At 68.3% G+C, this 25,471-nt stretch carries 21 protein-coding genes; 6 read left to right on the top strand and 15 right to left on the bottom strand.

Annotated features, from left to right (window positions below):
• Positions 1 to 1,171: Re/Si-specific NAD(P)(+) transhydrogenase subunit alpha (locus ROR02_RS08875; RefSeq protein WP_147163669.1), on the bottom strand; the 1,171-nt coding region annotated here is incomplete at its 3' end.
• 184 nt (positions 1,172 to 1,355) lie between these two features.
• On the opposite strand from ROR02_RS08875, the gene ROR02_RS08870 reads away from it, so the two are divergent.
• Positions 1,356 to 2,291: a DUF3108 domain-containing protein gene (locus tag ROR02_RS08870; protein ID WP_170245045.1), complete on the top strand. Its 936-nt coding sequence runs from the start codon at positions 1,356 to 1,358 to the stop codon at positions 2,289 to 2,291.
• A 57-nt stretch (positions 2,292 to 2,348) separates the two neighbouring features.
• On the opposite strand, the gene ROR02_RS08865 is transcribed toward ROR02_RS08870, so the two are convergent.
• Positions 2,349 to 3,818, bottom strand: coding sequence for a methyltransferase domain-containing protein (locus tag ROR02_RS08865; RefSeq protein ID WP_147163667.1), 1,470 nt, complete (start codon positions 3,816 to 3,818; stop codon positions 2,349 to 2,351).
• Between the two features lie 276 nt (positions 3,819 to 4,094).
• Here ROR02_RS08865 and ROR02_RS08860 point away from each other — a divergent pair, with 276 nt between their 5' ends.
• From ROR02_RS08860 to ROR02_RS08850, 3 genes are all read left to right on the top strand, one after another.
• Entirely contained in the window at positions 4,095 to 5,597 is a 1,503-nt protein-coding gene (locus ROR02_RS08860) for a hypothetical protein (RefSeq protein ID WP_147163666.1), read from the top strand.
• Positions 5,598 to 5,682: 85 nt separating this feature from the next.
• The gene (locus ROR02_RS08855) at positions 5,683 to 6,201 is read left to right on the top strand and encodes a hypothetical protein (protein ID WP_147163665.1); all 519 of its coding nucleotides are present in this window, start codon (positions 5,683 to 5,685) and stop codon (positions 6,199 to 6,201) included.
• A 244-nt stretch (positions 6,202 to 6,445) separates the two neighbouring features.
• Complete coding sequence (locus ROR02_RS08850; protein WP_147163664.1) at positions 6,446 to 7,030, top strand: DUF2087 domain-containing protein; 585 nt, start codon at positions 6,446 to 6,448, stop codon at positions 7,028 to 7,030.
• A gap of 56 nt (positions 7,031 to 7,086) precedes the next feature.
• On the opposite strand, the gene ROR02_RS08845 is transcribed toward ROR02_RS08850, so the two are convergent.
• Complete coding sequence (locus tag ROR02_RS08845; protein WP_147163663.1) at positions 7,087 to 8,187, bottom strand: HD domain-containing phosphohydrolase; 1,101 nt, start codon at positions 8,185 to 8,187, stop codon at positions 7,087 to 7,089.
• 220 nt (positions 8,188 to 8,407) lie between these two features.
• On the opposite strand from ROR02_RS08845, the gene xseA reads away from it, so the two are divergent.
• Positions 8,408 to 9,970 (top strand): exodeoxyribonuclease VII large subunit, encoded by a 1,563-nt coding sequence (gene xseA, locus ROR02_RS08840; protein WP_147163662.1) that lies wholly within the window; start codon positions 8,408 to 8,410, stop codon positions 9,968 to 9,970.
• A 137-nt stretch (positions 9,971 to 10,107) separates the two neighbouring features.
• Here xseA and ROR02_RS17560 read toward each other — a convergent pair whose 3' ends face one another.
• The 7 genes from ROR02_RS17560 to ROR02_RS08805 all read right to left on the bottom strand — a co-directional run bounded on the left by ROR02_RS17560 (position 10,108) and on the right by ROR02_RS08805 (position 15,223).
• Positions 10,108 to 11,043: a MerR family transcriptional regulator gene (locus ROR02_RS17560; protein ID WP_407672612.1), complete on the bottom strand. Its 936-nt coding sequence runs from the start codon at positions 11,041 to 11,043 to the stop codon at positions 10,108 to 10,110.
• An 11-nt stretch (positions 11,044 to 11,054) separates the two neighbouring features.
• The gene (gene ihfA, locus ROR02_RS08830) at positions 11,055 to 11,375 is read right to left on the bottom strand and encodes an integration host factor subunit alpha (protein WP_147163661.1); all 321 of its coding nucleotides are present in this window, start codon (positions 11,373 to 11,375) and stop codon (positions 11,055 to 11,057) included.
• Between the two features lie 203 nt (positions 11,376 to 11,578).
• Entirely contained in the window at positions 11,579 to 12,553 is a 975-nt protein-coding gene (locus ROR02_RS08825) for a beta-ketoacyl-ACP synthase III (RefSeq protein WP_147163660.1), read from the bottom strand.
• Positions 12,554 to 12,650: 97 nt separating this feature from the next.
• The gene (gene plsX / locus ROR02_RS08820; protein WP_147163659.1) at positions 12,651 to 13,694 is read right to left on the bottom strand and encodes a phosphate acyltransferase PlsX; all 1,044 of its coding nucleotides are present in this window, start codon (positions 13,692 to 13,694) and stop codon (positions 12,651 to 12,653) included.
• Positions 13,695 to 13,744: 50 nt separating this feature from the next.
• Positions 13,745 to 13,933, bottom strand: a complete 189-nt coding sequence (gene rpmF / locus ROR02_RS08815) for a 50S ribosomal protein L32 (protein ID WP_147163658.1) — start codon at positions 13,931 to 13,933, stop codon at positions 13,745 to 13,747.
• Between the two features lie 112 nt (positions 13,934 to 14,045).
• Positions 14,046 to 14,621, bottom strand: a complete 576-nt coding sequence (locus ROR02_RS08810) for a YceD family protein (RefSeq protein ID WP_147163657.1) — start codon at positions 14,619 to 14,621, stop codon at positions 14,046 to 14,048.
• Positions 14,618 to 15,223: a ubiquinol-cytochrome C chaperone family protein gene (locus tag ROR02_RS08805; protein ID WP_147163656.1), complete on the bottom strand. Its 606-nt coding sequence runs from the start codon at positions 15,221 to 15,223 to the stop codon at positions 14,618 to 14,620. Before ROR02_RS08805 ends, ROR02_RS08810 begins: the two co-directional genes overlap by 4 nt.
• 194 nt (positions 15,224 to 15,417) lie before the next feature.
• Here ROR02_RS08805 and ROR02_RS08800 point away from each other — a divergent pair, with 194 nt between their 5' ends.
• Positions 15,418 to 15,867 (top strand): outer membrane protein assembly factor BamE, encoded by a 450-nt coding sequence (locus tag ROR02_RS08800; RefSeq protein WP_147163655.1) that lies wholly within the window; start codon positions 15,418 to 15,420, stop codon positions 15,865 to 15,867.
• A 56-nt stretch (positions 15,868 to 15,923) separates the two neighbouring features.
• Here the strand turns inward: ROR02_RS08800 and tldD are convergent, their stop codons facing one another.
• The 5 genes from tldD to ROR02_RS08775 all read right to left on the bottom strand — a co-directional run bounded on the left by tldD (position 15,924) and on the right by ROR02_RS08775 (position 25,326).
• The gene (gene tldD / locus ROR02_RS08795) at positions 15,924 to 17,357 is read right to left on the bottom strand and encodes a metalloprotease TldD (RefSeq protein ID WP_147163654.1); all 1,434 of its coding nucleotides are present in this window, start codon (positions 17,355 to 17,357) and stop codon (positions 15,924 to 15,926) included.
• Positions 17,358 to 17,436: 79 nt separating this feature from the next.
• Positions 17,437 to 19,932, bottom strand: coding sequence for an ATP-binding protein (locus tag ROR02_RS08790; protein WP_170245044.1), 2,496 nt, complete (start codon positions 19,930 to 19,932; stop codon positions 17,437 to 17,439).
• A 566-nt stretch (positions 19,933 to 20,498) separates the two neighbouring features.
• The gene (locus ROR02_RS08785) at positions 20,499 to 22,520 is read right to left on the bottom strand and encodes a flagellar hook protein FlgE (RefSeq protein WP_147163652.1); all 2,022 of its coding nucleotides are present in this window, start codon (positions 22,518 to 22,520) and stop codon (positions 20,499 to 20,501) included.
• A gap of 86 nt (positions 22,521 to 22,606) precedes the next feature.
• Entirely contained in the window at positions 22,607 to 23,344 is a 738-nt protein-coding gene (locus ROR02_RS08780; protein ID WP_147163651.1) for a flagellar hook assembly protein FlgD, read from the bottom strand.
• A 56-nt stretch (positions 23,345 to 23,400) separates the two neighbouring features.
• Positions 23,401 to 25,326, bottom strand: coding sequence for a flagellar hook-length control protein FliK (locus ROR02_RS08775; RefSeq protein WP_147163650.1), 1,926 nt, complete (start codon positions 25,324 to 25,326; stop codon positions 23,401 to 23,403).
• Positions 25,327 to 25,471: the final 145 nt, after the last annotated feature.

Below are 25,471 nucleotides of genomic sequence, written 5' to 3'. Positions count from 1 at the left end.
GGGCGGCGGGGGCCGGGGCGGCGGGGGCCGAGGTCAGGTTCGGGTGAACCACCGCCCCGTCCTTGGTCACGCAGGTGCCCTTGACCGTTTCGTCGTCGAACTTGAACGCCAGGGCCTTGGCGGCCTTGTCCACCTGGGGAACCAGGAAGTTATACAGGTTCTTGGCGAACAGGGGGCTGGCGTCGGCGGCCAGGCGGCCGGCGACGTTGGTGTGCCCGACGATCTTGACGCCCTTGTGGACCACGATCTCGTCGGGGCGCGACAGCGGACAGTTGCCGCCGGCCTCGACCGCCAGATCGACGATCACGCTGCCTTGCTTCATCTGATCGACCATTTCCGGGCTGACCAGCACCGGCGCGGGACGGCCGGGAATCAGGGCGGTGGTGATCACGATGTCGGTGCGCACGAGTTCCTTCAGCACGGCCTCGGCCTGCTTCTTTTTGAACTCGTCGTCCATCTCCTTGGCGTAACCGCCCGAGGTTTCGGCCTTTTTCATGGCCTCCTCGTCAACGGTGATGAACTTGCCGCCCAGGCTTTCCACCTGCTCCTTGGTGGCGGCGCGCACGTCGGTCGCCATGACCACGGCGCCCAGGCGCTTGGCGGTGGCGATGGCCTGCAAGCCGGCGACACCGGCGCCAAACACCAGGACGCGGGCCGGCGGCACGGTGCCGGCGGCGGTCATCATCATGGGGAAGGCGCGGCCGAACTCGTAGGCGCCATCGATGACGGCGCGATAGCCGGCCAGGTTGGACTGGCTGGACAGGATGTCCATGGACTGGGCGCGGCTGATGCGCGGCATCAGCTCCATGGCAAACGCCGTCACCTTGCGCTTGGCCAGGGCCTGGACCAGGGCCGGCTGGGTCATGGCCGAGAGGTGGGCCAGCAAAATCGAGCCTTCGGGCAGAAGGGCGATTTCGTCGAACCCTTCGTCGGCGGTCATGGGGGCGCGGATTTTCCACACCATGTCGGCCTGGGCCAGGGCCTCGGCGGCGCTTCCGGCGATGGTGGCACCGGCTTCGGTCAAGGCTTGGTCGGTGATCGCGGAGCCCAGGCCGGCCCCTTGTTCGACAATCACCTCGAAGCCCAGACCGACGAGCTTTTTGGCCACCTCGGGGGAGATGGCGACGCGATCCTCGCCGGGGCGTCGCTCCTTCGGAATGGCGATCTTCATCAAGTCACCCTTGCTTTGAACGTGAACCTGCGGGCTGTAACCGTGGTATCGTGGCCCCAGGGCGGGGACCATGCCCCTTCAACCGCCCCGAGACAAGGCCGCTTGCGGCCCGGGGCCTCACTTTTGCCCGAATGACCGGGCTGGATTGGGGGCAGCCTTTGCTCCGGGGTCACGGTATCTCAAGATGTCGCCTTCGCACCACCCCCTTTCCTTGAAGCTGCTCTTCGCGTTGGGAATCCTGGCCTTGGCGGCCCTCGCGACGCCGCCGGCCCGGTCCCACGAGAGCCTCGCGGCCGTCAGCGCGCCCGCCCCGTCGCCCCCCCCGGCGACGGAGTCGGGACAAGCGATCTTTCGCACCGGCTACACGGCCTATTTGGGCGGCTTTCCCTTCGTCGACTTCACCTTGGATTTTCGCGACGACGCAGGCACCTACGCGGCCGATCTGGTTTTGGAAAGCCGGGGCCTCCTGGAAAGGATCCGCCAGTTGCGGGCGCTGGCCACGGTTCGGGGCGTTTGGGACGAGGCCCTGCTGGCCCGGGATCCCCTGGCCGCGTTGCGCCCCGAGGGGTACAGCCGCCTTTATCGCCTGCGCGACAAGGCCGGCCAGCGCGACGTGCGCTACGATGCCGCCGACGGCCTGCCCCAGGGCTACAATAACAACAAGGAGGAAACCCGCGTGAGCCCCGAGGGACGGCGCCATGCGTTCGATCCCCTGTCGCTCCTGGCCGCCGGGCGCCGTCTGATGACCCGGCTGGGCCCGGGCGACAGCGTGCGCCTGCCCGTGTTCGACGGCCGCCTGCGCTATGACCTGGTGGCCCAGGTCGGCGAGCCGGCTCCCCTGACCCTGGGCGAGGAGAGCGTGCCCAGCCTGCCCGTGCACCTTCGCGTCGAACCGGTGGAAGGCTTTTCCAAGCGCCACCGCCGCAGTTGGGAAGGCCGGGAAATCGATCTGTGGTTCAGCGCCGACGGCCGCCTGGAGCCTCTCAAGGTCGTGGCCGATACCGGCCTGGGCTCCTTCGTCGCCAGCCGCCGCGCGGCTTGCGCCGAGGCCAGCCCCCCCTGCCCCGTCCCGCTCGCCGCCTACCGCGCCGACGGCGACACCCCCTCGGCCACGAATTAACCCCGGGCGAACACCGGGGCGGCAAGGCCGGGAGCGCGTTCCCGGCCCTCGCCCGCCTCACATCGGGGCCCCCGTTTCTCCCCGCTTCGCTTCCATCACCAGCACGGCCTCGGCGGGAAGGCCGCCCCCCCCTGCCCCCGCGCCTTCTTCGTCGAGACCTCGCGGCAGGGGATCAAGGCTGATGCCGGGCGGATGGATCCGGGCCTGCGTGAACCCGGCCGCCGCCAGCCGGCGGGCCAGGCTGGCGTCATCGAGCACAAGCCGCCGTCCTCCGGCCCAGGCCAGTCGGTTGAAGGCCCGGACCGGATCGGGCGTTTCATCGGAGGTCCCCCGCCCCCAGGTGGCGATCGCCTGGCGCTGGGACGGCAACGGCGCCGGCCCCAGCATCCCGATCAACCAGCGCAGATCCAGCGCCGTCACCCGCAGCCGTCCCTTGGGGCCCAGCACCCGCCGGCATTCCTCCAGCAAGGCGTGGCCGGCGGCCTCGTCCAGGGTTTCCAGAAGGCTTCCCGCGTGCACGCACGCAAAGGAGGCGTCGGGGAAGGGAAGCGGACGGGTGGGCTCCACGACCGCCACCCCGGCCGCCGTGGGCGCCGGCGCGCATGAAAACCACCCCGGCCACGGCCCGCCCGTCACCCCCAGGGCCAGGCACGGCAGCGTGGCCTGCTCCTGGTAGCGCGCCAGGGCGTCGGCCAGGCGATGCGCCGGCGGGGTGAAGGAGGCCAGAACCTCGGGCATCGGGGTCGGCCGCCAGCCGCGTGCCTTCAGCCGCGCGACCCGCCCTTGCTCGCGCCGGCCATCGTCGCCAACCCGGTAATACACGCTGGGCTGACCCGTCCACCCCACCGCGTGGCCGCGAGCCAGCGCCGCCACCACCCGCCGGTCCTCGCCCGTGCCATCGACCGCCAGCGGCACCGACCACAACGGCAGGGCGCCCAGGCAGGCGCTGCGCCGGATCATCAGGGTATTGGTGTCCACGAAGCCGCCCGAGGCCCGGGGGCCGGTCGATTCGAAATCATCCTCGGCGATCACCCCCCCCGACCCGCCATCCACGAACCAGCGTCGGGAAAAAGCCCAGTCGAACCCGGCGATCGCCTCGCGCAGGGTGCGGACGTGAAACGGAGCGAACCAGTTGTCATCATCGAGATAACACAGAAGGTCGCTGTGGGCGGCGAAACTCAAGGTAGTACGCACGGTGCCGCCATAGGGGTTGGGAACCAGGGCCCCACTGGCGGCGGCGGTGCGCGTGCCCAGGTTGACGACGCTCAGGGCCCGGTTCGAAGGACAGGCGGCGGCAAGCTCCTCCAGCATCGCCTCCCGGGCCGGATCCGGATCACGATCCAGGCCCAGCAGAACCTGCACCGGCCCGGGCTCGTCCTGGGCAAACACCGACCTCACCGCCTGAACCAGGGTGGGGCGCAGCACCGTGGGGATGATCACCGCCGCGACGAACGGACGGGCAGGATCGGCAGCCCCGACAATGAGCGGCCGGCCCAAGGGGGGCTGGCGTCCCTTGGTTGTGCGCATGGGGACCTTCTCCCTGATTGACGAGGTCCGGAGGCGGCCAAATGAACACTTGCGTGCCGATGCAAGCGCGCTATGGTCCCCCCGTCCCCCTTATCGCCGCATGCCCGGGATCATGCCACACGCCGGCCGGCGGTGGGGCTGGGATCGGGTTCCCGGCCCAGACAGGATTCCCGGATGGCCCCCGAGATGTCCGGCTCAGCCCGTTTCCTGCCCCCCAAGCCCGCGGCTGGACCGCAACCGACGCCCAGGGGGCCGATCGCGCCCCCGCTGCCTCCGATGCCCGAGGGCCCCGCCCCGGCGGCCGGCCCGGCCCTGTCCGAGGCCGAGGAGCCGCTTCTTCTGGATTCCGCCTTCCGCCAGGTGGGCACCAGCCTGCGCCGGGCCCTGCGCGCCATTTTGACCACGCACCAGGGGTTCGCCACCTTCGCCTTGCTTTTGTTCCTGGGCGCCATCCTGGCCGTTCTCGTCACCGGCTGGTGGCGGGGCGCCCCCTTTGGCGTTGATCAGGCGCTGGGCATGCTGATCGTTGGCTACGGGGCCCTGGGCGGCCTTGTCTTGTTCCTGGTCAGCTTGCTGGTGTTGCACGGCGTGACCGTGGGCATGGCCCGGATGCTGCGCCCGCGCGCGGTCCCGCGCCGCCACACCCCCATGGGGGAAAAGCTGTTTCACCTGATTACCTTCCTCGCCAGCGTGTGGACCGGCTACACCAGCTATTACGGCTTCCAGATCGTGTTTTTCTCGCCCGACGAGGGGTGGCGCTATTGGGCGGTGCCCGGGCTGGCCGGGGTGATTGGCGCCACTTTTGTGTATACGTTCTGGACCACCTTGCTTGAACGCATGGAAATGGCCAACGTCTGGCAGAAGCTGGTGCTGCTGCTGATCATCGCGCCGGTGGGATCGTCGATCATTTTTGGCATGTCCACGGCGACCAGCGTGCTGGGCGTGGGCGGCGACGCGGCCATCACCTATCACCTGCGGGTGTCGGTCGATGCCTTGCAGCGCTCGTTGAACGAAATCCGCCAGGTCCGCGATGGCGAGTTCGATCAGCTGGTCCCGATCGCGCGTCAGATCTCCTCGCGCTTCGAGCGTCTGGCCACCCAGGAGGAAACCCAGGGCACCTTGACCTCGGCCGCCGGCAGTGGCTCGGTCTCGGTGTATCTCCATGATCTTTCGCAGGTGGCCACCAGCATCGCCGACCACCTGGAGGCCAGCCACCGCGAGGAAATCACCGAAATCGCGGCCATCAACGACACCTTGCGCCGGCTGCGCGAATCCCTGGCCGATCGCGGCCGCGCCTTCCGGGCCCAGTATGAAACCCTGATCCGCGACCTGAACGCCGTTCAAGGACGGATCGGGGGCGTTGTCGCCAGTTCGCCCACCGATTATTTCCGCTTCCAGATCGGGACCATGCGCGAAATCCGGCCCCTGACCGCCGACAGCGTCAACCGTCTGTTCGCGGCCAGTCAGCAGACCGTGGTCGCCAACCTGCAAAACGAAAAAAACGCCACGCTCGACGAAATCATGGTCACCTTGAACAGCATGGCGACCCACAACACCTTGAGCGTCCCCCCCTTCGCGCCCATGCACGATCTGGAGGCCATCTTGGTGTACTGGCGCCAGATCTGGCTTTCGTGGGCGATCGCCATTGCCACCGACATGGGCCCGTTGCTGTGGATCCTGGTCGCGGCGGTCATGCCGACCGGGGCGTACCTCGTGACCGTCCACGACGAGGAGCGCAAGGCCGGCTTTAATTTCCTCGACGACGACGGCGAGATCTGACGACACGGGATCGCTGGACGATTGTTGTGCACTGCGGTATAAGCCCGGGGAGATCCTTCCCCCCGGCAACCGAAGGGACCGTGCCATGTTCCCCTTCTTTCCCCTGCCCGGCACCGAGCGCGATCAGGCCTCGTTGACCGATTCGTTCAACCAGATGATGGAAGCGTTCCTGGCGCCGTGGACCCTGGCCGCTTCGTTCAATCCGTGGCTTGCCTTCCTGCGCCCGCCCGAGGCGGCCGAGGCCCAGGCGCCCGCCACGGGGATGGCTTCGGCATTCGGGACGATGACGCCCGCGTCCCTGACGCCGTTCCTGGGGCCCCTGTGGGGGCCGGTGTGGGATCAGGCGATCCGCTCGGCCGATGAAGCCTCGCGCCTGGTCACCGAGGCGCTGGACAGCGCCGGAGGCCAGCCGGTCACGGTGGCCTTCAAGGATACCAGCGGGCCGTTCGCGGTGTTCGTGGGCATCAAGGTGGCGCCGCACGGAGCGATTGGCACCGGACAGGACCCCTGGGCCGCGCCCGAGGGCCTGACCGTGGACTGGACGCCTCCGCCGTCCCCGGCTCCCGAGGACGCCGACGCCCAGCCCGCTTCCGATCCCGCCTGAGGCCCGGCGGCCCCTATCCGGCCGGGGTCCGTGGCCTCCCTCCTTGCCCGCGCGCTCTTGCCCTGGCGCGCGGGTGGGGGTACAAGGGCGGCACTGGTCGGCAGTTCACCAAGGCGTCGCTGGCCCCGCTGGGGGAAGCTAAACCTGCCCGTTTCGCCCGGTTGACACCCCTGTCCCGTGCCCTGTCGTCAAGTCAGCGACCCACGACCCCTTCCCAGGGAGCGGCACGCTTCGGGGATGTTTGATGACCAAGGACCTGATTCCCTTCAGCACGCCGGATATCTCCGCGCTGGCCCGTGCCCTGGGCCGCGAACTGGAGGCCTGTCCCGGCACGCCCGGCCACGTTCAGGTGCTGAACATGCTGGCGCGCGGCGTCGGCTATCGCAATTTCCAGCACCTGCGTGCTTCGACGCGGGCCCGGCCCCGCCTTCCCCCCGCGCTGTCGCTCCAGGCCGCGCGGGCCGCGCTGTCCGAGGCTCCGGTGCCCGACGCCCCCCTTGAGGCGCGCCGGATTCTGGCCGTGACCCGGCAGTTCACCGAGGAAGGGGCGTTGCAGCGCTGGCCCAAGAAGGCCAGCCATCGCCTGCTGGCCCTGTGGGCCGTGTGGGCGCGCCTGCCGGCCCGGCGGCGGTTCACCGAGCGCGAAATGACCGCTGTCCTCGCGCCCTTGCATGCCTTCCACGACCCCGCCTTGATCCGGCGCAATCTGGTCGAGGCGGGCCTGATGACCCGCACCCGGGATGGATCGGTGTACCAGCGGATTGAACGCCGCCCGCCGCCCGAGGCCCTGGCCCTGATCCAGGCCTTGAAAACCGCCGCCCGGGGGTAGGCCCGCATTCGGGCCGGCCGGAACAAGGCAACGCAAGGCGTCGGATTCCGGCCGGCTCAGCCCACCTCGTCCTCGCGAAAGGCGTGCTGGATGGCTTCGATCTCGTCTTGCTGACCCAGCAAGGCCTCGACCGCCTGGGGATCGAAGCGGGTGCCGGCGTGCTCGCGCAGGAAGGCGGCCGCGTCGGCGTTGCTCCAGGGGCCCTTGTAGGGGCGCCGGCTGGTCAGGGCGTCAAAGACATCGGCAATGGCGGTAATGCGCGCTTCCAGGGGGATGGCGTCGCCCTTCAGGCCCCGGGGGTACCCGGTGCCGTCCAGGCTTTCGTGATGGCACCCCACGATGTTGCGCAGCATCGCCACATGGGGGATGGCATCCAGGCCGAAGCTGCTGATCAGACCGTCGATCAGCTCCAGGCCCTTGGTCACATGGGTGCGCATGATCTCCAGTTCGTCGGGATCCAGGCGTCCGGGTTTCAGCAAGATGGCATCGGGAATACCGATCTTGCCCACGTCGTGCAGGGGGGCGAACCGGAACAGGTATTCCACGTACCAGTCCGGCAGGTTGCGTTCCCCGGCCAGACGGGTGGCCATCAGGCGGGCGTAGCGCGACATGCGTTCCAGATGCTCGCCGGTTTCCTCGTCGCGATGCCGGCTGAACACCCGGGCCGCCTGGATGGCCCCCTTCAAGGTCCGCACCGGCACCATCTCGCTGATGACCAGCAGGCTGATCAGCTGCGCGTACACCGCCAGGTGCGCCACCACCCGGGTCGTGAAGTAGCCCGGTTCCTGGGAGTCAAAAAACAAAAAGCCGTAAAAGGTCTCTCCTTGCCGGATGGGCACGGTGTAACTGGAGCGATAATTCAAGCCGCGCAGCGACGAACTGTGACGGGAGCACGACTCCGGCAAGGCTTCAAGGTCGGGGATGACGCGCGTGGACCCGCTTTCGGCCAGGATCTGCAACGAGGGCACCTCGGAGAGCCGGGCTTCATACAAACGTAGCGGGACGGGGCCATGCGTGCTGTGAATGAAGGTTCGCAAAAAATCCGTGTCCGCGTCGTAGAGAGCCACCGCGACCCGACACAAAGCCGGAAAAGCCTCCCGGAACTGTTCATGCAACTCTACGAGGCGCCGACTGAGATCTTCCGAAGAATCGAACATCTTTTTTCACAACATGCTGGACGGTCTGACAAGCCTTCCCCAGGGGCAACACAACCAAACCCCAGTGGACGACCCATTCGAAACGAGGGAGATTTTCAAAATCCTACACGGTGTTTTTTCCCTTGACCAGGGTTCTCGCGATCGGGCATCCCCTTGAACCAAGGCTCACTTGATTTCTTGGTTGCTTTTCTTCCCCCGATCCCGGCGCACCTGCACCCTCATGCCTTCCGAAGACTCCCTCAGCCATAATCTCCCCACCCAGAGCGTTTCCGAACTGTCCGGCGCGCTCAAGCGCACGGTCGAGGAATCCTTTGCCCGGGTCCGGGTGCGCGGCGAAGTCAGCCAGCCCAAGACCGCCGGCTCGGGGCATTGCTACTTGCGCTTGAAGGACGATCAGGCGGTGCTGGACGCCATCATCTGGCGCGGGACCCTGACCCGGCTGGGGGTGCGCCCCGAGGAAGGCCTGGAGGTGATCGCCACCGGACGCCTGACCACCTATCCCGGCCGCTCCAGCTATCAGTTGATCATCGAAGGCCTGGAGCTCGCGGGCGAAGGGGCGCTGCTCAAGCTGCTGGAGGAACGCCGCCGGCGCCTTGCCGCCGAAGGCCTGTTCGACGAGGCGCGCAAGCGTCCGCTGCCCTTCCTGCCCCGGGTCATTGGCGTGGTTACCTCGCCCACCGGCGCGGTGATCCGCGACATCTTGCACCGGCTGGCCGACCGCTTTCCCGTGTCCGTTCTGGTCTGGCCGGTGGCCGTGCAAGGCGAGGCCGCCGCCGCCCAGGTCGCCCAGGCCATCGCCGGCTTCAACGCTCTCCCCCCCGACGGTCCCGTGCCCCGCCCCGACCTGCTGATTGTCGCGCGCGGCGGCGGCAGCCTGGAAGACCTGATGGCCTTCAACGACGAGGGCGTGGTACGCGCGGCCGCCGCCAGCACCATCCCCCTGATTGCCGCCATCGGGCACGAAACCGACGTGACCTTGATCGACCACGCCGCCGACCGGCGCGCCCCCACGCCCACCGGGGCGGCGGAAATGGCGGTTCCGGTGCGCCAGGACCTGCGCGCCCATCTGGCCACCCTGGGCCAGCGCCTGGAAACCGCCACGGCGCGCGGGCTCGACGAGCGCACGAGAAGAATCGAGGGGCTGGCGCGGGGCCTGCCCAACCTCGCCCACCTGCTTGATACCCACGTCCAGCGCCTGGACGACCGGGCCGAGCGCCTGCGCGTCGCCATCCTTCACCGTCTGACGCGCGAAACCGCCCGGGTGGATCAGGCCAGGGCCCGCCTGCGCCACCCCGCCGACCTGATCGCCCGCAAGCACGATACCCTGGCCCACCTCGCCCAGGTCCTGGCCCAGGCTGGCCCGCGCCAGATCCGCGACGCTGCCCGGGCCCTGGAGCGGCTGAGCACCCGCCTGCGCCCCGACCCCCTGGTCCGCCGGCTCGCCGAGGGGCAACGCCACGTGAGCCAGGCCGGCGAGCGGCTGGAAACGGCCCTGAACACGGTGCACACCCGCAAGACCGAACGCCTGGAAGCCCTGGGGGCCCGCCTGGAAAGCGTGTCGTACCGGGCGGTGCTCAAACGGGGCTACGCCGTGGTGCGGGGGCCTGCCCAGGGCATCCTCGATAGCGCCGGCGCGGTTCAGCCGGGCATGGCGTTGAGTCTTGAATGGCATGATGGCCGGGTCGAGGCCGTGGCGACACCGCCGTCCGCGCCGCCGGCTCCCCGCGCCCGGGGACGCCGCCCCGCGTCGCCGCGCCAGGGCGATCTGCTCGACGGGCTGTAAAAAGAAGCCTCCCTCGCGTGGCGCCTTTTTCCCGCGCCCGCCCGAGCCCCGGCCCGACACGCCGGAATTTCCGTGCTTTTTTCCCGATGAAAAACCGCACAACCCCGTTGGCGGCGTGGGGGTCCCGCGTGGGCGGGTCAGATGCCCGCCTGGAACAAAATGCGGCGCAGGTCTTCCAGCTCGCGCAAGACGGCTTCCAGCTCGTCGCGTTGAGCCTCGCTCAGCCCCAGGACAACGGGCTGCGCAGGGGCCTCCTCCGGCTCGATGCCTTCGGCGGGCCCGGCCTTCTCGTCTTTCCCGGCCTCGCGGTCCCCGTCGTGCCCCGGATCGTCTTCGGGTTCATCCTTGGGTTTGTTCTCGGGCACGAAGGCAGGCCCGGCCGACACCGGCCCGGTTTTCTCGACAGCCTGATCATTCGCCTCGGGTGTCGCGGTCGTTTCGGGCGCTTCGGCTTCCGAAGCGTCCTCGAGTCCCACGATCCGGGCATCGACCATTCCGGCCGCCTTCCGGGGCGCCGGCGCGGCTTTCTCGACCGGGGGCACGGCCGCGTGTTCGGCGTGGGCCTTGCCCGAGGAGGGCTCGGGGGCATGGGAAGCCTGCTGGACGGCATGGTGCCGGGGAGGCGGCGCGGGAGGCGGGCTCTCCTCCTCGCCGTCGTCCATGTCGTCGACGTCCAGGGAATCGTCGTCGTAGCCCTCGTCGTCGGCCCCGGTCGCGTCGTCGTAGCCCAGGGGGCCCCCCCGGCCGCTGCCCTGGGCCAGGACGGCGCGCACCCCATGCTCGCGCAACAGCTTCTGGGCACCGCGAATCGTATAGCCGTCGTTGTACAGCAAGTCGCGAATCGCGGCCAGCAGCACCACGTCCTCGGGGCGGTAATAGCGCCGGCCCCCGCCGCGTTTCATCGGCCGGATTTGTGAAAACTTGGTTTCCCAGAAACGCAAGACGTGCTGCGGCACCCCCAGGTCGGCCGAAACCTCGCTGATGGTGCGAAACGCGGCCTCGGACTTACCGGTCCGCCGCCCGCCTTCGCTTTCGACGTCGTTCCCGTTTTCCGGGGTCAGGCCATTGCCCATGCTCACGGGGTTCACCCGTTCTCAAGCTGGCGGCCGACCGGGCCTTCGTTCACCCGCGCCTTGAGCAGTTGGGAAGGCCGGAAGACCAGCACGCGCCGGGGCAAAATCGGCACTTCCTCGCCGGTCTTGGGGTTGCGGCCGATGCGCTGCCCCTTGTCGCGGACGGAAAAACTGCCAAAGCTGGAAATCTTTACCGTTTCGCCGCGCACCAGGGCCACCGACATTTCGTCGAGGACCATTTCCAGGAGATCGGCTGATTCATTGCGCGACAGGCCGACCTCTTGATAGACCGCCTCGCTGAGTTGCGCACGGGTGATGGTCCTGCCGCTCATGTCCTGGATCTCCCTGTCGTCCCTGGACGCTCTTGGCCTCCCAGCCTTCTTCGATAAGGCTGGCGGTCAAAGGTACCCCAGGGATAGGAAAACCGTCAATATCAAAGCGTTGACGGAAGGGGTACAGACGCGGGCTTAATCCACGACCGGGCCCGTGCGTGCCTTGTCCCCCGAGGGCCCCCCAGGGGGCAAGACCCTTGCCCCTACAGACGAACCAGGGCCGCGCCCCACGTGAACCCGCCGCCCAGCGCCTCAAGGGCGATGAGGTCGCCGCGCTTCAAACGTCCGTCGGCGCGCGCCACCGACAAGGCCAGCGGCACCGAGGCCGCCGAGGTGTTGGCATGCTGGGCCACCGTGCTCACCACCCGGGCCGGATCGATTTCCAGCTTGCGCGCCGTGCCGTCCAGAATGCGCTGGTTGGCCTGGTGGGGCACCAGCCAATCGAGATCGGCCGGGGTCAGCCCATGGGCCGCCAGGGCCTCGACCACCACCGCATGCAGATTGTTGACCGCATGCCGGAAGACTTCCCGACCTTGCATGTGCACCACGCCCACGGTCCGGGTGCTGGACGGACCGCCGTCGACGTACAGCAGACCTTGATGGCGGCCGTCGGCGTGCAGATGAACCGAGTGAATGCCCGGAACCTCCAGGCCGCCCTCGGCCTCGGACGCCTGCAAGACCACCGCGCCGGCGCCGTCGCCGAACAGGACGCAGGTGGTGCGGTCGTTGAAATCCAGGATGCGGGAAAAAGTCTCGGCCCCGATGACCAGGGCGGTGCGGGCCAGCCCGGCCTTGACCATGCTGTCGGCCACGCCCAGCGCGTACAAAAAGCCCGAGCACACCGCCTGCACGTCGAACGCCGGGGTTCCGGGCCGGCACCCGAGGGCGGCTTGCACCCGCACCGCCGTGGCCGGAAAGGTCTGGTCGGGCGTCGCGGTCGCCAGCACGATCAGGTCAACCGCCTGGGCATCCAGGCCCGCGTCGGCCAGGGCCGCGCGGGCGGCGGCCGTGGCCAGGTCCGAGGTCAGTTCCCCCTCGGCGGCAAAGTGCCGGGCCTCGATGCCCGTGCGTTCACGTATCCAGGCGTCCGAGGTTTCCACCCGCCGGGCCAGATCATCGTTGGTCACCCGGTTGGCCGGAAGATAGCCTCCGAACCCCGCCAGAACGGAACGCACCATGACAAGAAACCCCAGTTGCAGGCCCAGCGCGGGCCCGAAGCCCGCAAGTCAGGCGGACGGGCCGGCTCGGGGAGAGGAAGGGAGGCGACCCCCGGTGTCAGGGGGCGGCGGCTGGCGCGGCCAACGGCATTTCAACCTTGCCGAATTCGCCCTTGATGGTTTCGTTGAAGCCCTGGCTGACCAGATCAATGGCCACGCACACGGCGTTCGCGAAGCCCAGGGCGTCGGTGCCGCCATGGCTCTTCACCGCGACCCCGGTCAGCCCCAGCAGCATCGCCCCGTTGTAACGGCGCGGATCCGTGCGGGCCTTGACCTTTTCCAGGGCCGGGCGCGACATGAGATAGCCCAGCTTGGCCAGCAGGGAGCTGGAATACGCCTGACGCAGGAACTGGGTGTAAAGACGCGCCGTGCCTTCCAGGGTCTTCAGCATCACGTTGCCCGTGAAGCCATCGGTGACGACAACGTCAACCGTCCCCTTGGCCAGGTCGTCCCCTTCCACGAACCCATGGAAGGAAATGGGCAGCGTGCTGTCGCTCAGGCGCGCGGCGGCGTCCCGTTCGGCGTCGGTGCCCTTGCCCGCTTCCGAGCCGATGTTCATCAGCCCGACGGTGGGACGCTCCAACGCCAGCACGGTTCGCGCGAACACCTCGCCCATGATGGCGAAGTCCACCAGGTTGTTGGCGTTGCACTCGGCGTTGGCGCCCAGATCCAGAACCACGCTTTCCCCGCGCAGGGTCGGCAGCACGGTGGCGATGGCGGGGCGGTCGATCCCGGGCAGGGTGCGCAAGATCAGCTTGGCCATGGCCATGAAGGCGCCGGTGTTGCCGGCCGACACAACCCCGGCGGCCTGACCTTGCTTCACGGCATCGATCGCCAGCCACAAGCTGGACTTGCGTCCGTTGCGGACCGCCTGCGACGGCTTGTCTTCCGACGAAACCGCCTCGGCCGTGTGGGTCAAGGTGCAGGCCGGCGCCAGGGCCGGATGCTCATTCAACAACGGCCCTACCCGCGCCTCGTCTCCATACAGGTGAAAGTGCACCTGGGGATGACGGACGGCGGCCAGCGCCAGCCCCTTGACCACCACGTCGGGGGCATGATCGCCCCCCATGGCATCAACGGCAATGACCAGATCCTGGCTCACCAACTTGTTCCCGGCTGTGTCATCGACAGACCCTTGCCCACGTGATGGCGTTACGCCACCTGGGCGGTTTCGGCCACGATCTCGCGACCAGCGTACTGACCGCACGACGGGCACACGTGGTGCGGCCGCTTCAGCTCGCCACAGTTCGGGCACTCGTTGTAGGCCACGGGCTTGAGCGCGTGATGGGATCGACGCATGTTGCGCCGCGACTTGGAAGTCTTCTTCTTGGGAACTGCCATGATCTATGTCTCGTCAAAGGGACGGAGCCGGATCGTCGCGCCGGGTCCTTGAGGAGCGTGGTTGTTTAGCGAAAATCGTCGCCCCCGGCAAGGGTGCCTTGGGGCGATCAGTCTATTTTTTCCAGCGTTCGGCCAGGATGGCGAACGGATTGGCCCTGGCGTCCGGAGCGACGGCCGGAGAAGGAAGGGAATCCGGGTCGGGAAGGGGCTCGAAGCTGGCGTCGGGGGCACGGATAAAGGGATCGAGTCCCAGCGTCAAGGCCTCGCTCACGATTTCGCCCAGATCGATCCGCCCCCCCTCCAGAAGATCCGGGGGATCCTCGTCCTCAAGGTCGATGTCGATCGCCTCGGCCGCCGGCCGTCGCGCGCGCGCCGCCTCGGCCTCGGGATCGGGCGCGAACACGCGCGCCACCTCCTCGTCGATGGTGGTGTCCACCAGGGCCAGGGTCACGCCGCAGGTTTGCACCAGATCCGCGTGCACCCGTCCCTCGACCCGCACCACCGGGCCGGGGCCGACCGGAGTCAGGGTCAAGGTTCCCTCGACCTTGCGCACCGCCTCCACGTCGAGGTGGCGGGCGAGCAAGGCGCACTCGGCGGCGCTGGCGTTGATCTCAACCTGGCGCCCGCCCGGCGGCAGGGTCAGCACATCCATCGGCCACGACGGCAGGTCGGCGGAAATTCCGGTCATTGCGGGGCCTCCCGGGGCGATCCGTCCGGCGTGTCCCCGACCGGGACCGGCACGGGCCCGAAGGTCAGGATGCCTTCCAGGAAGGAGGAATCGGGAACGCCGGCCAGGGCCTCGGCCTCGCGGCGCATGTAGGCGGCCAGGGCCTCGACCTGCGCGGGCTCGGGCCTGACCGGGCTGAGGCGGTAGACCGTCTCGTTCAGCACCCGTTCCAGATCGCCGTCGCGCAACGCATTGTGATAGGCAAACGCCCGGCCATAGTAGGCATGGGTCATTTTCTTGACCTCCTTGCCCACCTTCATGTCCGACACGCCAATTTCGCGCAGGTTGCGATCCATGTCGCGGATCATCAGATCGAACAGATCCTGGGCCAGGCGGGCCAGCGGGGCACGCCGGTTGGGCGCTTGCTGGGGATCGACCGCCGACATCCGGGCCAGCACCAGCGCCATGTGCGCGACCACCATGTTATAGCGGCCGTCCAGGGTGTCGGGCACCCCCAGGGACTCGTACAAGGCCGGATCGCGAGCCTTGGCGACCAGGGAAAAATAAAGCGCGCGCGCCGTTTCGGCATACGGAGAGCGGCGCCGGAAAAGCCGGAACAACATGACGGGGTAATCCTTGGAAAGCAAAACAACCGCCCCCGGAGCGGTGTCCCCCAGGGGAACCACGTCACCGGCGCCGGCATGACCTCCACCATGGCGCGGCCGCCCGCGCGGCGCAAGGCATGCTCTTCCGCCGGCGGCCCGCCTGCTGCTAGAATGCGGCCCTTGAACCAAAACGGCAAGGGAGTCCGCCGACCATGAAGGTGCTGCCGGGAGTCATCCTGAGCGCCGGCCTGCTGCTGGCGGCCGGGGCGTGCTCGCACGACATCAACGCCCACGGCAACCTGCCCGCCGAGGAAGCGCTGGCCCGCGTTCAGGTGGGCGAGCAAACCCGCGCCGACGTGCAGTCGCTCCTGGGCACCCCGTCGGCCACGGCCCTGTTTGGGGGCGAGACGTGGTACTACATCAGCAACCAGACCACCCAGGTGGCCTTTCTCGCCCCCGAGGAAGTCAACCGCCACGTCGTCGCCGTGCATTTCGACGCCAATGGCCGCGTCAGCGGCGTGGAACGCCTGACCAAGGCCGACGGCCGCCAGGTCGCCATCTTGCAGCGCGAAACCCCGACCCGGGGCACCGAAAGCACCTTCTTGCAGGAGTTCTTCGGCAACCTCGGCCGCTTCGGCCCCAGCCAGATGGGGAACGAGTAAAAAACCGCCGGGGCGAGGCGGGCGCGGGTCCGGGAACCACGCGCCCGGCCCCTTGCTCAGGCCGTGCCGCCCACGGTCAGGCTGTCGACCTTGATCGTGGGCTGCCCCACGCCGACCGGCACGCCCTGGCCGTCCTTGCCACAGGTGCCGATTCCCGAATCCAAGGCCAGGTCGGAGCCGATCATTGAAACCCGGGTCAGCACGTCGGGGCCGTTGCCGATCAGGGTCGCGCCCTTGACCGGGGCACCGAGGCGGCCGTTTTCAATCAGATACGCTTCCGACGCGCTGAACACGAACTTGCCCGAAGTCGTGTCCACCTGCCCGCCCCCGAAGTTGACCGCGTACAGCCCGCGCTTGACCGAGGCCAGGATATCGGCCGGAGCGTCGCGTCCGGCCAGCATGAAGGTGTTGGTCATGCGCGGCAGCGGCGGATAGGCATGGGATTCGCGCCGGCCGTTGCCGGTGGGAGCCTGGCCCATCAGGCGGGCGTTCAGACGGTCTTGCAGGTAGCCGGTCAGGATGCCGTCCTCGATCATCACCGTGCGCCCGGTTGGCGTGCCCTCGTCGTCGATGGTCAGCGAGCCGCGCCGGTCGGGAATCGACCCGTCATCGACAATGGTCACCCCGGGCGCCGCCACCCGCCGCCCCAGGCCACCGCTGAACGCCGAGGTGCCCTTGCGGTTGCCGTCGCCTTCCAGGCCGTGGCCCACCGCCTCGTGCAGCAGGACCCCGGGCCAGCCCGGCCCCAGCACCACCGGCATTTCACCGGCCGGCGCGCTCACTGAATCCAGGTTGACCAGGGCCTGGCGCAGGGCCTCGTCCACCGCCTTGGTCCAGACGGCCTCGGCCATCACGCCCTCGTAGAGCGCCCGCCCGCCCAGCCCGTGCGAGCCGGTTTCGCGCCGCCCGGCCGCGTCTTGGACCACCACCGACACGTTGAGCCGGACCAGGGGGCGGATATCGCTGCCGCCCTCGCCGTCGGCGCGCAAGAGCCGGATCGCCTGCCACGAGCCGGTCAGCGAGGCCATGACCTGCACCACCCGGGAATCGGCCTCCCGCGCCCGGGCATCCATCGCCTTGAGCAGATCGACCTTGGCCGCGAACGGCACGCCTTCCAGGGGGTTTTCGTCGGTGTACAAGCGCCGGTTGGTGGGGGGCGGGGCCACGGCCACCCGGCCGCCCTGGCTGCCGCGCACCGCGCGCACCGTCTCCACGGCGCGGTCCAGGGCCGCCGGATCCAGGCCGCTCGCATGGGCGAACCCGATGGCCTCGCCGCTCACGGCCCGCAGGCCAAAGCCCTGGGTGGCCTCGAACCCGGCTTGCCGGATGCGGCCGTCCTCCAGGCCCAGGCTTTCGCTCAGGCACCATTCCAAGAACAGCTCGCCATCGTCGGCGCCTTCCAGGGCCCGGGCCACCGCGCGCCGGGTGGCGTCGAACGCCAGGCCCTGGGGGCCGAAAAACAGGCGGTCGGTGCTGAGGGTATCGCTCATGCGGGGCACTCCGGCGAAGGGACAGGATACAAAAAGGGTGCTTGTTTCTAGATCAGGTCCCGGGGGCCGGGGTCAAGTCCTACGGGTCGGTGCGGGCGCGCCGTTGCGGGACCGGCGGGCTGGACGGCGCGGCCAGGGGGGCGGGATGGCCTTGCAAGGGCTCGGATCCCGCCTCGATCCGCCCGGCGGGCAGGCGCACTCGCACCTCGGTTCCCTCGCCGGGTTCGCTGGCGATGAGCAAACGCCCCCCGTGCATTTCCGTGAGCGCGCGGGCGAGCGGCAGCCCCAGCCCGGTTCCCTCGTGGCGCCGGGCCAGGCCGCTGTCGATCTGGCCAAAGGGTTTCAGGGCGATCGCTATGTCCTCCGCGCTCATGCCGATGCCTGTGTCCTTGATCACGATATCAAGGTCCGCGCCCGGGCCCGGCCGCATGACCTCGACATCCACCCACCCCCCCTCGGGCGTGAATTTGACCGCGTTGGACAAGACATTGAGCAACACCTGTTTCAACCGTCGCCCGTCGCCGCGCACCAGACCGTCGCGGGGGCCCGCGTTCAAACGCACGCCCCCCTCGGCGGCGCGCCCCGACACCAAGCGCAGGGCCGAGTCGATCAGGGGCCCCAGCGCCACCCGCTCCTCGCCCAGCACCATCTGGCCGGCCTCGATCTTGGAAACGTCCAGGATATCATTGATAATGGACAACAAATGCGCCCCGCTGTCGTGAATGCCGCGGGCATAGTCGCGGTAGCGGGCGCTGCCCAGGGGCCCCATGATTTCCTCCGCCATGACCTCGGAAAAGCCCAGGATGGCGTTCAAGGGCGTGCGCAGTTCGTGGCTCATGTTGGCCAGGAATTCGGTCTTGGACCGGTTGGCGACCAGGGCCTGTTCCAGGGCCTCGTCTTGCGCGCGCTCGGCCTCGTGGCGGGCGATCTCGCCGCCCACCCACTGGGCCATCAGGCGCAACAACTGGATCTCGGCATCGCTGAAGGCCGCCGGGTGGGCATCGGATCCGAAAAAGGCCAAGGTCCCCACCCGCTCGTGGCCCTGGGTCACGGGGATGCCCAGGTAAGCCCGCCGCCCCAGCACCGTCCACGCCGGATGATGGCACCACGTTTCGTCAACGGCGGCATCGGGGATGGCCAGGGGACCATCCCGCCGCAGAACCTCGACGCAATAGCTTTGGTGAGCCGGCGGCAGATGGGGGGGGCCGATGCCCGCGAAGGCCGGCCCCTGGGCTGCCAGAATCTCGGGGCGGGTTCCCTCGCGCCGGGCAATCACGCCGTTGGGCAGGCCAAACTGGCTCATGCCCAAAGCCAGCACCTCTTCCAGGCGTTCGATCAGACGGAGGCCAGGGTGGGTGGTGATGGCGTGAAAGGCCCGCAACCCCGCCTCGCTGCGGGCCAGTTCCGTTTCCATGCGCTTGCGCCAAGTCATGTCGCTGATCGTGGTCAGGACCTGATCGTCATGGGTTCGCCGTTCGCTGATCACCAGCCAGCGGCCGGATTCATCGCACATCTCCAAGGTGCCCTTGGCCCGGCCATGGTGGGCGCGGCAGGCCTCCAGGGCCGCGGGTCCCCGGACCCGGACCACGGGCGAGCCGGGCGTGCCCGTGTCGACGACGGCGCGGCCGTCCACGACGCGGGCAATGATGTCGTCGAAGGTCGCGCCTTCACGCAAGACAGGCGCCAACTCGGGCAACAAGGTTTCGTACGCCCGGTTCCACAACACCAGACGGTCCTCGGCGTCCCACAACACAAACCCGTCAGCCATGTTGTTGAGGGCGTCCATCAGCCGGGTTTCAGCGCGCCGGGCGCGTGCCTCCACCTCGGCTTCGCGAGTGATATCGGTCGCCGCGCCCCGATAGCCCAGGAAGCGGCCCCGGGCGTCGAAGCGGGGCTTACCACTGGAGCGGAGCAGGCGGGCCTCGCCTTCCCCGTCCAGCCGCCGCATCCAGTACGTCAGATCACGGAAGGGACGGTGCGCGTCAAGGTCGGCCTGGAGACTCTCAATGCGTTCGGGGGATTCGCGCTCGGTGTCGAACAGGGCGGCGCGGTCCATGCCCAAGGCGCGCCACGGGCGGATCCCGTCGTCCGGCAAGATCTCGGAACACAAAAACCAGGTAAAGCGATGATCGGGGCCGGTTTCCCAGAACCATTCCTGAGCGGCCTCGGCCACGTCGCGCAGCCGCTCGGCATTCTCGGCCGCCTCGCAGCGCCCCGAGGAATCCCACGCGCACGCCGGTCCCACCACAGGGTCGGCCGGCCCGCCCTCCTCGATCCGCACGCTGACAACGCACCCCGCGCCGCCCTCGGGCCCCGGGCAGGGCTCGACGTGGACGCGCACGCTGCCGTTTCCCCTGGCGGACGGACCCCGAATCCGTTGCGCCACGCTCACCCCCCCCATGGCATGGTCAAGAAGCGTGGCAAGATCGGGCCAGGCATTGCGCAGGCTGACCCCGGGGCCGAAGCCTCCCTCCCCCAGCCAGGCCCGGGCGGCCCGGTTGGCATAGGCCACCGTGGCCGGCGGCGTCACCCAAACAATCGGGGTCGGCACGGCGTCCAGAACGGCGAGGGGCATGCCCGGGCCCTCGCCGCCTTTGTCGTTTGTGGCCCGCGTGTCGGAAGAGCCGGTGGTGGGGCCCGAAGACCCCCGCACCGAAGCCCGCACACCGGCCCACCCCGTTGGCCCGGCCTTGATCGCTCCCCGGTCCCCGTTCTGGGGAATGCCGGCGGACCGTTCAGGGAGCCTGTCGTCAGTTCTTGTCAGGTGTCGTTCCCACACCCAGCGATCCCATGTGGTCATCGGGATCTCCCACGGTCGTTCCGTGCTCGCGGCCGGGCATTCTCCCGACCTGGAGCGAGACCCGAAAAGGGAACGTCCCTTTTCGGACAAGTGAACCTGCGAACAGCAAGCGAGAACGCCGCCCCCGGGAAGAATCCCCAAGACGACGGTCCAGCCTTGGGCACGGCGTTTCAAGAACCGTGTCGCATTCCCCATCATCGCGCGGGACGGGTTTCTACTCAAGAGGGACGGCAGTAAAAAAAGCCCCGACAAAACGTCGGGGCTTGAAGGGAGCGGAAAAGGAAGCGCCAAACAAGGAACGTCGCGTCCGGGTCGAAACCAGACGCCGAATCTTCGCCGCATCAGCGCTTGATGCGCACCAACTCGTCGAGCATTTCGTCGGCGGTGGTAATGATCTTCGCCGACGCGGAATAGGCGCGCTGGGTGGTGATCATGTTCGTGAACTCGGTGCCCAGATCAACGGTCGAGGCTTCCAGCACCGACTGGTTGACCTTGCCCGCCCCGGCGCTGCCCGCCTCGCGGATGGTCGGCAGGCCGGACTTGGTGGTTTCCTGGAACACGTTGCCGGTCAGGCTGTTCATCCCGTTGACGTTCACGAAGGTGGCGATCGGGATCATGAAAATGGGGGTGGTGACGCCGTTGTCGAACTGGGCGGTGACCACGCCATCCTCGGAAATGGAGACACCCGAGAAGTTGCCAAACTTGTTGCCGTTCTGGCTGATGTAGCCCAACTGGTAGCTGGAATTGCGCTGGGTGACACCGTCGCCCGCGTTGTAGTTGCCCCAGAACACACTGATGGCCGACCCACCGCCGTTTTGCACGGTGCCCCCGTCCATGTTGAGGGCGCCATTCGCCCAGTCGAGGTTCACAGTCAGCCTTGGGTCATCATCCCCCATTTCGTTATATCCGAAGATGGTGTCGATGGTGCCGTCGCCGTTGAAGCCCAAGGCCGAGGAATAGTCCCGGCTGGTCGCATCGGAAACGATACCCGCCGCGCCCGCTGTACCGGCCGTCCGGTTGATCCAAGCGCCCCGCCAGTCCGTTTCATTGGCAAGCGGCGATGCGGAGTTATCCCGCAAGGTCAGGCCATTCACCGCCCAGTTGTTCCCAGGCAGGCCGTTGGCCCCGCGAGGGTTGACCTGAACCACGCACGGCTGGCCTGCTGAATCGAGCAAGGGAGTGCCGGTCGGGTTGGAAACATCCACCAGCAGATCTTGGGTGAAGGCATTACGGAAGATCAAAGCGTTTTCGCCCGACACCCGCTCGGCCCACAAGGTCGGGCTGCCCTTGCCCGTGATGGCGCTTACCCGGCCGTCACCAGCGACACCGTAATCCGTCACGGCTTCGTTTCGTGTCGCGCTTTCAACCGCCATGGCTAGGGAATCGATGACCTGGGATAAGGTACGCCCCCCCGACACATCGATATTGAACGCGGGCCCAGCGGCCCCTGCGTTGGCCAGGGTGGTCACGGTATCGGCAGCGGCGGTAAAATTAAAGTTGTAGGTGGTCCCACCAATGGTCATGTCCATGCTGCTACCGGCAGCCGGAATCGACGTGAAGTCCAGGCGTCCGGCCGAGAAATAGGTTTCGCCGCGCTGAGACTCCAAGGTCACCTGCCGCGACCCAGCCGGTGGCGTGACTTCGCAATCCCACACGTTTTGCGCTCGCTTGGTCCACTGGTAATCCAGGTTGTGCGGGCTGCCCAGGCTGTCGAAAATCGGCACGTTGGTTTTCGACGTGGCCCCAATCGCCGCGCCCGAGGGCAAATTAAGGCCCATGGAAATGGTCGAGGTTGCCCGCGCCGTGCCGCCGATGGTGCTGAGATTGAGCGGTTGCAGGTTGGTGGAATCAACCGCGTTGGAGTTGATGTAATACGTATCGCCCGACTGGTTCCGATACGATTTCATGTACACCTGATTATTGACACTCACCGTTGAGGCGGTGGTGGTGCCGTCCCAGGTTTCCAGCGGCCAGCCTTGCATGTAAAAGCCGCTGACGTTTTGCAAGAAACCGTCCTTATCGATGCCATACGAGCCGGCGCGGGTATAGGCATACCCGGTGGGGTCGGTGGCCGACGACGAGACCACGAAGAAGCCCTGCCCCGAGATGCCGACGTCGGTGGACGAGGTGGTGGCCTGCAACAGGCCTTGCACGTCCACGCCGGTGCGCGGCACCGACTGCACGCCGCCCGGGGAATACTGGCTCAGCGAAACCTGGTGGGTGACCAGGGTCTGGAAGTTAACCTTGGTTCCCTTGTAGCCAACGGTGTTCACGTTGGTCACGTTGTCGGCAATCGCGCCCATGGCGCTGGACTGGGATTGCAGGCCCGACACGCCCGAGAAAAGCGCACCGTAGAGAGACATGGATCCGCTCCTTGTTTCCGCGTCCGGGTCTTCGTTGGCTCGATGACACCGGGGGTCTTGTCAGCCCCAAAGGGCGCTAAAGGTCATCAAGCGTCGGCGGACTCGGTGGTGTCGTCAACCGTGTCGCCCGAAGTGGTCTGGGCATCGTCAATGGGCAGGGTATCGAACACGCCCAGTACGTTGGTCAGGTCCACGCTGCCCGAGCCCATGGCCAAGGTGGTGCCCCCCGAGGTGTCGGTGGCCACGCCCGTGACCTGGCCCAGGGCCGTGGTCCAGGTTTCCACCGAGCCGGTCAGTTGATGGGTGGCGGTGACCGAGATGGTGTACACGCCGTCGTCCAGGGCCTCGCCGTCGTCGTCCATCCCATCCCACACCACCTTGTGCAGGCCGGCCGTGGTTTCGCCGGTGAAGGTTTTCACCCGCGTGCCGTCGCTGTCGTACAACGACACGCTGACCGAGGTCGCGGCGTCCTTGAGACCGTAACAGAACACCCCCTTGCCATCTTGCAGGGAAACAGCGGTGGATTCGGCTTCCACGTACTTGCCCAGATAGCCCACGGCCAGCGCCGCCTGGTTGTTGGCGCTGACGCCCAGCAGGCTTTCGATATTGGCGTTGGTGTTGATCTGCTGTTCCACCTGGGCGAACTGCACCAGCTGGTTGGTGAACTCGGTGCTGTCCATCGGTGACAGCGGGTCCTGGTTCTTGAGCTGCGACACCAGCAGTTTCATGAAGGTGTCCATGTCGCCGGCCAACTGGGTGCGCGACACGCTCGACTGGGTCTTGGCGGCGGTGGAAGACGAGGTGTTGTCAACGGCGCTGGTCATGGTCCGGGGTCCTTATGGCCAAAGGATAAAGGGAGGGACGGGCAAACCGGGGTCGATCAGACCCGCACGTCCACGCCTCCCCGGGCGGCCGCCCGGTTGGCCCGCTGGGCCTCGGGGGTACTGGTTTCGCTTGACAGGCTGTCCTCGCCATCGGCCACGCCCGCCACTCCCGACGCCCCGTTCTGGAAGGAACGGGCGTCACGCTGGGTCTGGCCGGCCTGGCCCTGGCTGCCGCCACGCAGGCCGAAGCTGAGACTGCCGGAGTCGGTTTTCAGACCGGCGTCCTGCAAGGCCCGCTCCAGACCGCGCTGGTCGGAACGCAGCATGTCCAGGGTATCGGCCTTGTCGGCGACCACGGTGGCCTGCACATGGCCGGTGTGCTGGTTGATCTCCATCTTGACCTCGATCCGGCCCAGCGCCTTTGGCGTCAGCTGCACGGAAATCTGGTCGATGCCCCGGTCCAGGGCCTTGCTGATGTTGACCTTGACCTGATCCATGACCCGCTGCGCCTCGGGCGAGGGCTGGCGGGGCGTGCGCGCGGGTTCCTCGGCCCGGGCGGTCGCGCGCGTCGCGGTTTGGGCCTGGGTCTGGGCGGTTTGCGGAACCGGGTCCGGGGCGCGGGTCTGGGCCGCCGCCTGGGTGGTCGCCGTGGTCTGGGAAGCCTGGGTTCCCGCCGCCGTCCCCGCCCCCGTCCCGGTGCCCGTCAGGCCGGTTGACGTCGTGGGAGTCGGGGTGGGGGTCGTGGCCGAGGAGGCGCTGGCCAGGGTGAACAGCGGCCGCGCGGTGCTTGCGCCGGCCTGCGCGCCGCGCGCGGCGGCCTGGCTCAGGGCCGCGTCGTCACCCCCGGCCGCCTCGCCGCCTTGCGCCTCGCCGTTCTGAAGGGTGGCGGACGGATCGCGCAACTGGGCCTGGGCCTGCTGGATCGGGGTCTGGGTGGCCGAGCCACCCGTGCCACCCCGCCAGCCCTGTTGCTGGCCGAAGCCCCCCATGTCGGCGCTGGTGTCGCCGGTTGGCGCCACCGCGCGCTGCGCTTCCATCGCCAGGGACTGGCCCTGAGGCGCGCGGGCGTCGGCCGTTCCGGTCTGGGTCACGCGCACGCGCACGTCCACCGCGCTGTCGGGATCCAGGTTGCGGGCCATCTGCGCCGCCTGATCCTGGGCCGTGGCCGAGGGCTGGGGCGCGCGGGCCTGCTGTTGCGGAACCTGGGGCGTGGCCGCCTGGGCCTGGGCCGTGGGATCCGTCGGCGTTTGCTGGGCCTGGACGGGAGCCTGGGCCGCCGCCTGCGCATCGGCGCGCGCCGCCGCGCTTTGCGCGTTCTGCTGGGCTTGCAGCGCCGCGCGCGCCGCCGCGTCGGCGGCGTCGCCGGCTCCGGTGCCACCAGCCGCGACCGGAGTCTCGGGAACAACCGGGGCCGCGACGTCGACCCCTTCCGTTTCCGGCGCCACGGGCACGACCGGGACCACCCCCGGCGTTGTGGTCGCGGCCACCGGCTGGGTCGGGGCCGGGACGGCCGGCGTGGCGGGCTCGGTCGCGGTCTGCGTGGTCGGAGCCGGAGCCGTTGCCTCGGCGGGCGGCGGTGTCACGGGCGGCGCGGAAGGGGCGGGTTGCGCCTCGCGACGGGGACGATCGCTGTCCTGGGTCGCTTCGGTTTCGTCGGCGGGATCCTTGTCCTCGCGTTCGTCGCGACGCTCGACCCGGTCGCGCTTGTCGTGATCCTTGGCCTCGGGCCGATCCGCCGACGCCGACGCGGCGGCCGCGTCGTGGGAGTCGGCCTGGGCATCCAGGTTCTGGATCAGGGTTCGGGAAAACTCGGTGGTGATCGTGTCGGTGTCGATGGACGTTTTGTGACGCTTGAGCAAGGCGGCAAAGTCGCCCGTTGCCGTCGACCCGGACGACGCCGAAGAGCTGGACGTCCCCGTCGTCGACGCATCGGTCGTGGCGCCGATTCTCAGCGTCGAAGCGATGATGCTGTGCAGGTCCATGGTCGGCTTTCCTCGTTGCCCATTCCCCGGACATCTTGCTTCCAGGCCACGCGGGTCGCGATCGGCCCTGTCCAGGCTTCAATTTCCCAGCAAACAACGTGCCAGACCCGATCCCCTTTGTTATAACCCCTTAGGAGTCAACAAA

This window comes from Pararhodospirillum oryzae (genome assembly GCF_007992075.1).
Lineage (GTDB): Bacteria > Pseudomonadota > Alphaproteobacteria > Rhodospirillales > Rhodospirillaceae > Pararhodospirillum > Pararhodospirillum oryzae.
The sequence above is the reverse complement of the archived record's forward strand: the minus strand, read 5'-3'. Positions and strand labels throughout refer to the sequence as shown.

Excerpts from the sequence above, each read along its gene's own strand:
- ROR02_RS08870 (WP_170245045.1), top strand. The coding sequence starts at position 1,356 with ATGTCGCCTTCGCACCACCCCCTTTCCTTGAAGCTGCTCTTCGCGTTG.
- ROR02_RS08865 (WP_147163667.1), bottom strand. The coding sequence starts at position 3,818 with ATGCGCACAACCAAGGGACGCCAGCCCCCCTTGGGCCGGCCGCTCATT.
- ROR02_RS08860 (WP_147163666.1), top strand. The coding sequence starts at position 4,095 with ATGCCCGAGGGCCCCGCCCCGGCGGCCGGCCCGGCCCTGTCCGAGGCC.
- ROR02_RS08855 (WP_147163665.1), top strand. The coding sequence starts at position 5,683 with ATGTTCCCCTTCTTTCCCCTGCCCGGCACCGAGCGCGATCAGGCCTCG.
- ROR02_RS08850 (WP_147163664.1), top strand. The coding sequence starts at position 6,446 with ATGACCAAGGACCTGATTCCCTTCAGCACGCCGGATATCTCCGCGCTG.
- ROR02_RS08845 (WP_147163663.1), bottom strand. The coding sequence starts at position 8,187 with ATGTTCGATTCTTCGGAAGATCTCAGTCGGCGCCTCGTAGAGTTGCAT.
- xseA (WP_147163662.1), top strand. The coding sequence starts at position 8,408 with ATGCCTTCCGAAGACTCCCTCAGCCATAATCTCCCCACCCAGAGCGTT.
- ROR02_RS17560 (WP_407672612.1), bottom strand. The coding sequence starts at position 11,043 with ATGGGCAATGGCCTGACCCCGGAAAACGGGAACGACGTCGAAAGCGAA.
- ihfA (WP_147163661.1), bottom strand. The coding sequence starts at position 11,375 with ATGAGCGGCAGGACCATCACCCGTGCGCAACTCAGCGAGGCGGTCTAT.
- ROR02_RS08825 (WP_147163660.1), bottom strand. The coding sequence starts at position 12,553 with ATGGTGCGTTCCGTTCTGGCGGGGTTCGGAGGCTATCTTCCGGCCAAC.
- rpmF (WP_147163658.1), bottom strand. The coding sequence starts at position 13,933 with ATGGCAGTTCCCAAGAAGAAGACTTCCAAGTCGCGGCGCAACATGCGT.
- ROR02_RS08810 (WP_147163657.1), bottom strand. The coding sequence starts at position 14,621 with ATGACCGGAATTTCCGCCGACCTGCCGTCGTGGCCGATGGATGTGCTG.
- ROR02_RS08805 (WP_147163656.1), bottom strand. The coding sequence starts at position 15,223 with ATGTTGTTCCGGCTTTTCCGGCGCCGCTCTCCGTATGCCGAAACGGCG.
- ROR02_RS08800 (WP_147163655.1), top strand. The coding sequence starts at position 15,418 with ATGAAGGTGCTGCCGGGAGTCATCCTGAGCGCCGGCCTGCTGCTGGCG.
- tldD (WP_147163654.1), bottom strand. The coding sequence starts at position 17,357 with ATGAGCGATACCCTCAGCACCGACCGCCTGTTTTTCGGCCCCCAGGGC.
- ROR02_RS08790 (WP_170245044.1), bottom strand. The coding sequence starts at position 19,932 with ATGCCCCTCGCCGTTCTGGACGCCGTGCCGACCCCGATTGTTTGGGTG.
- ROR02_RS08785 (WP_147163652.1), bottom strand. The coding sequence starts at position 22,520 with ATGTCTCTCTACGGTGCGCTTTTCTCGGGCGTGTCGGGCCTGCAATCC.
- ROR02_RS08780 (WP_147163651.1), bottom strand. The coding sequence starts at position 23,344 with ATGACCAGCGCCGTTGACAACACCTCGTCTTCCACCGCCGCCAAGACC.
- ROR02_RS08775 (WP_147163650.1), bottom strand. The coding sequence starts at position 25,326 with ATGGACCTGCACAGCATCATCGCTTCGACGCTGAGAATCGGCGCCACG.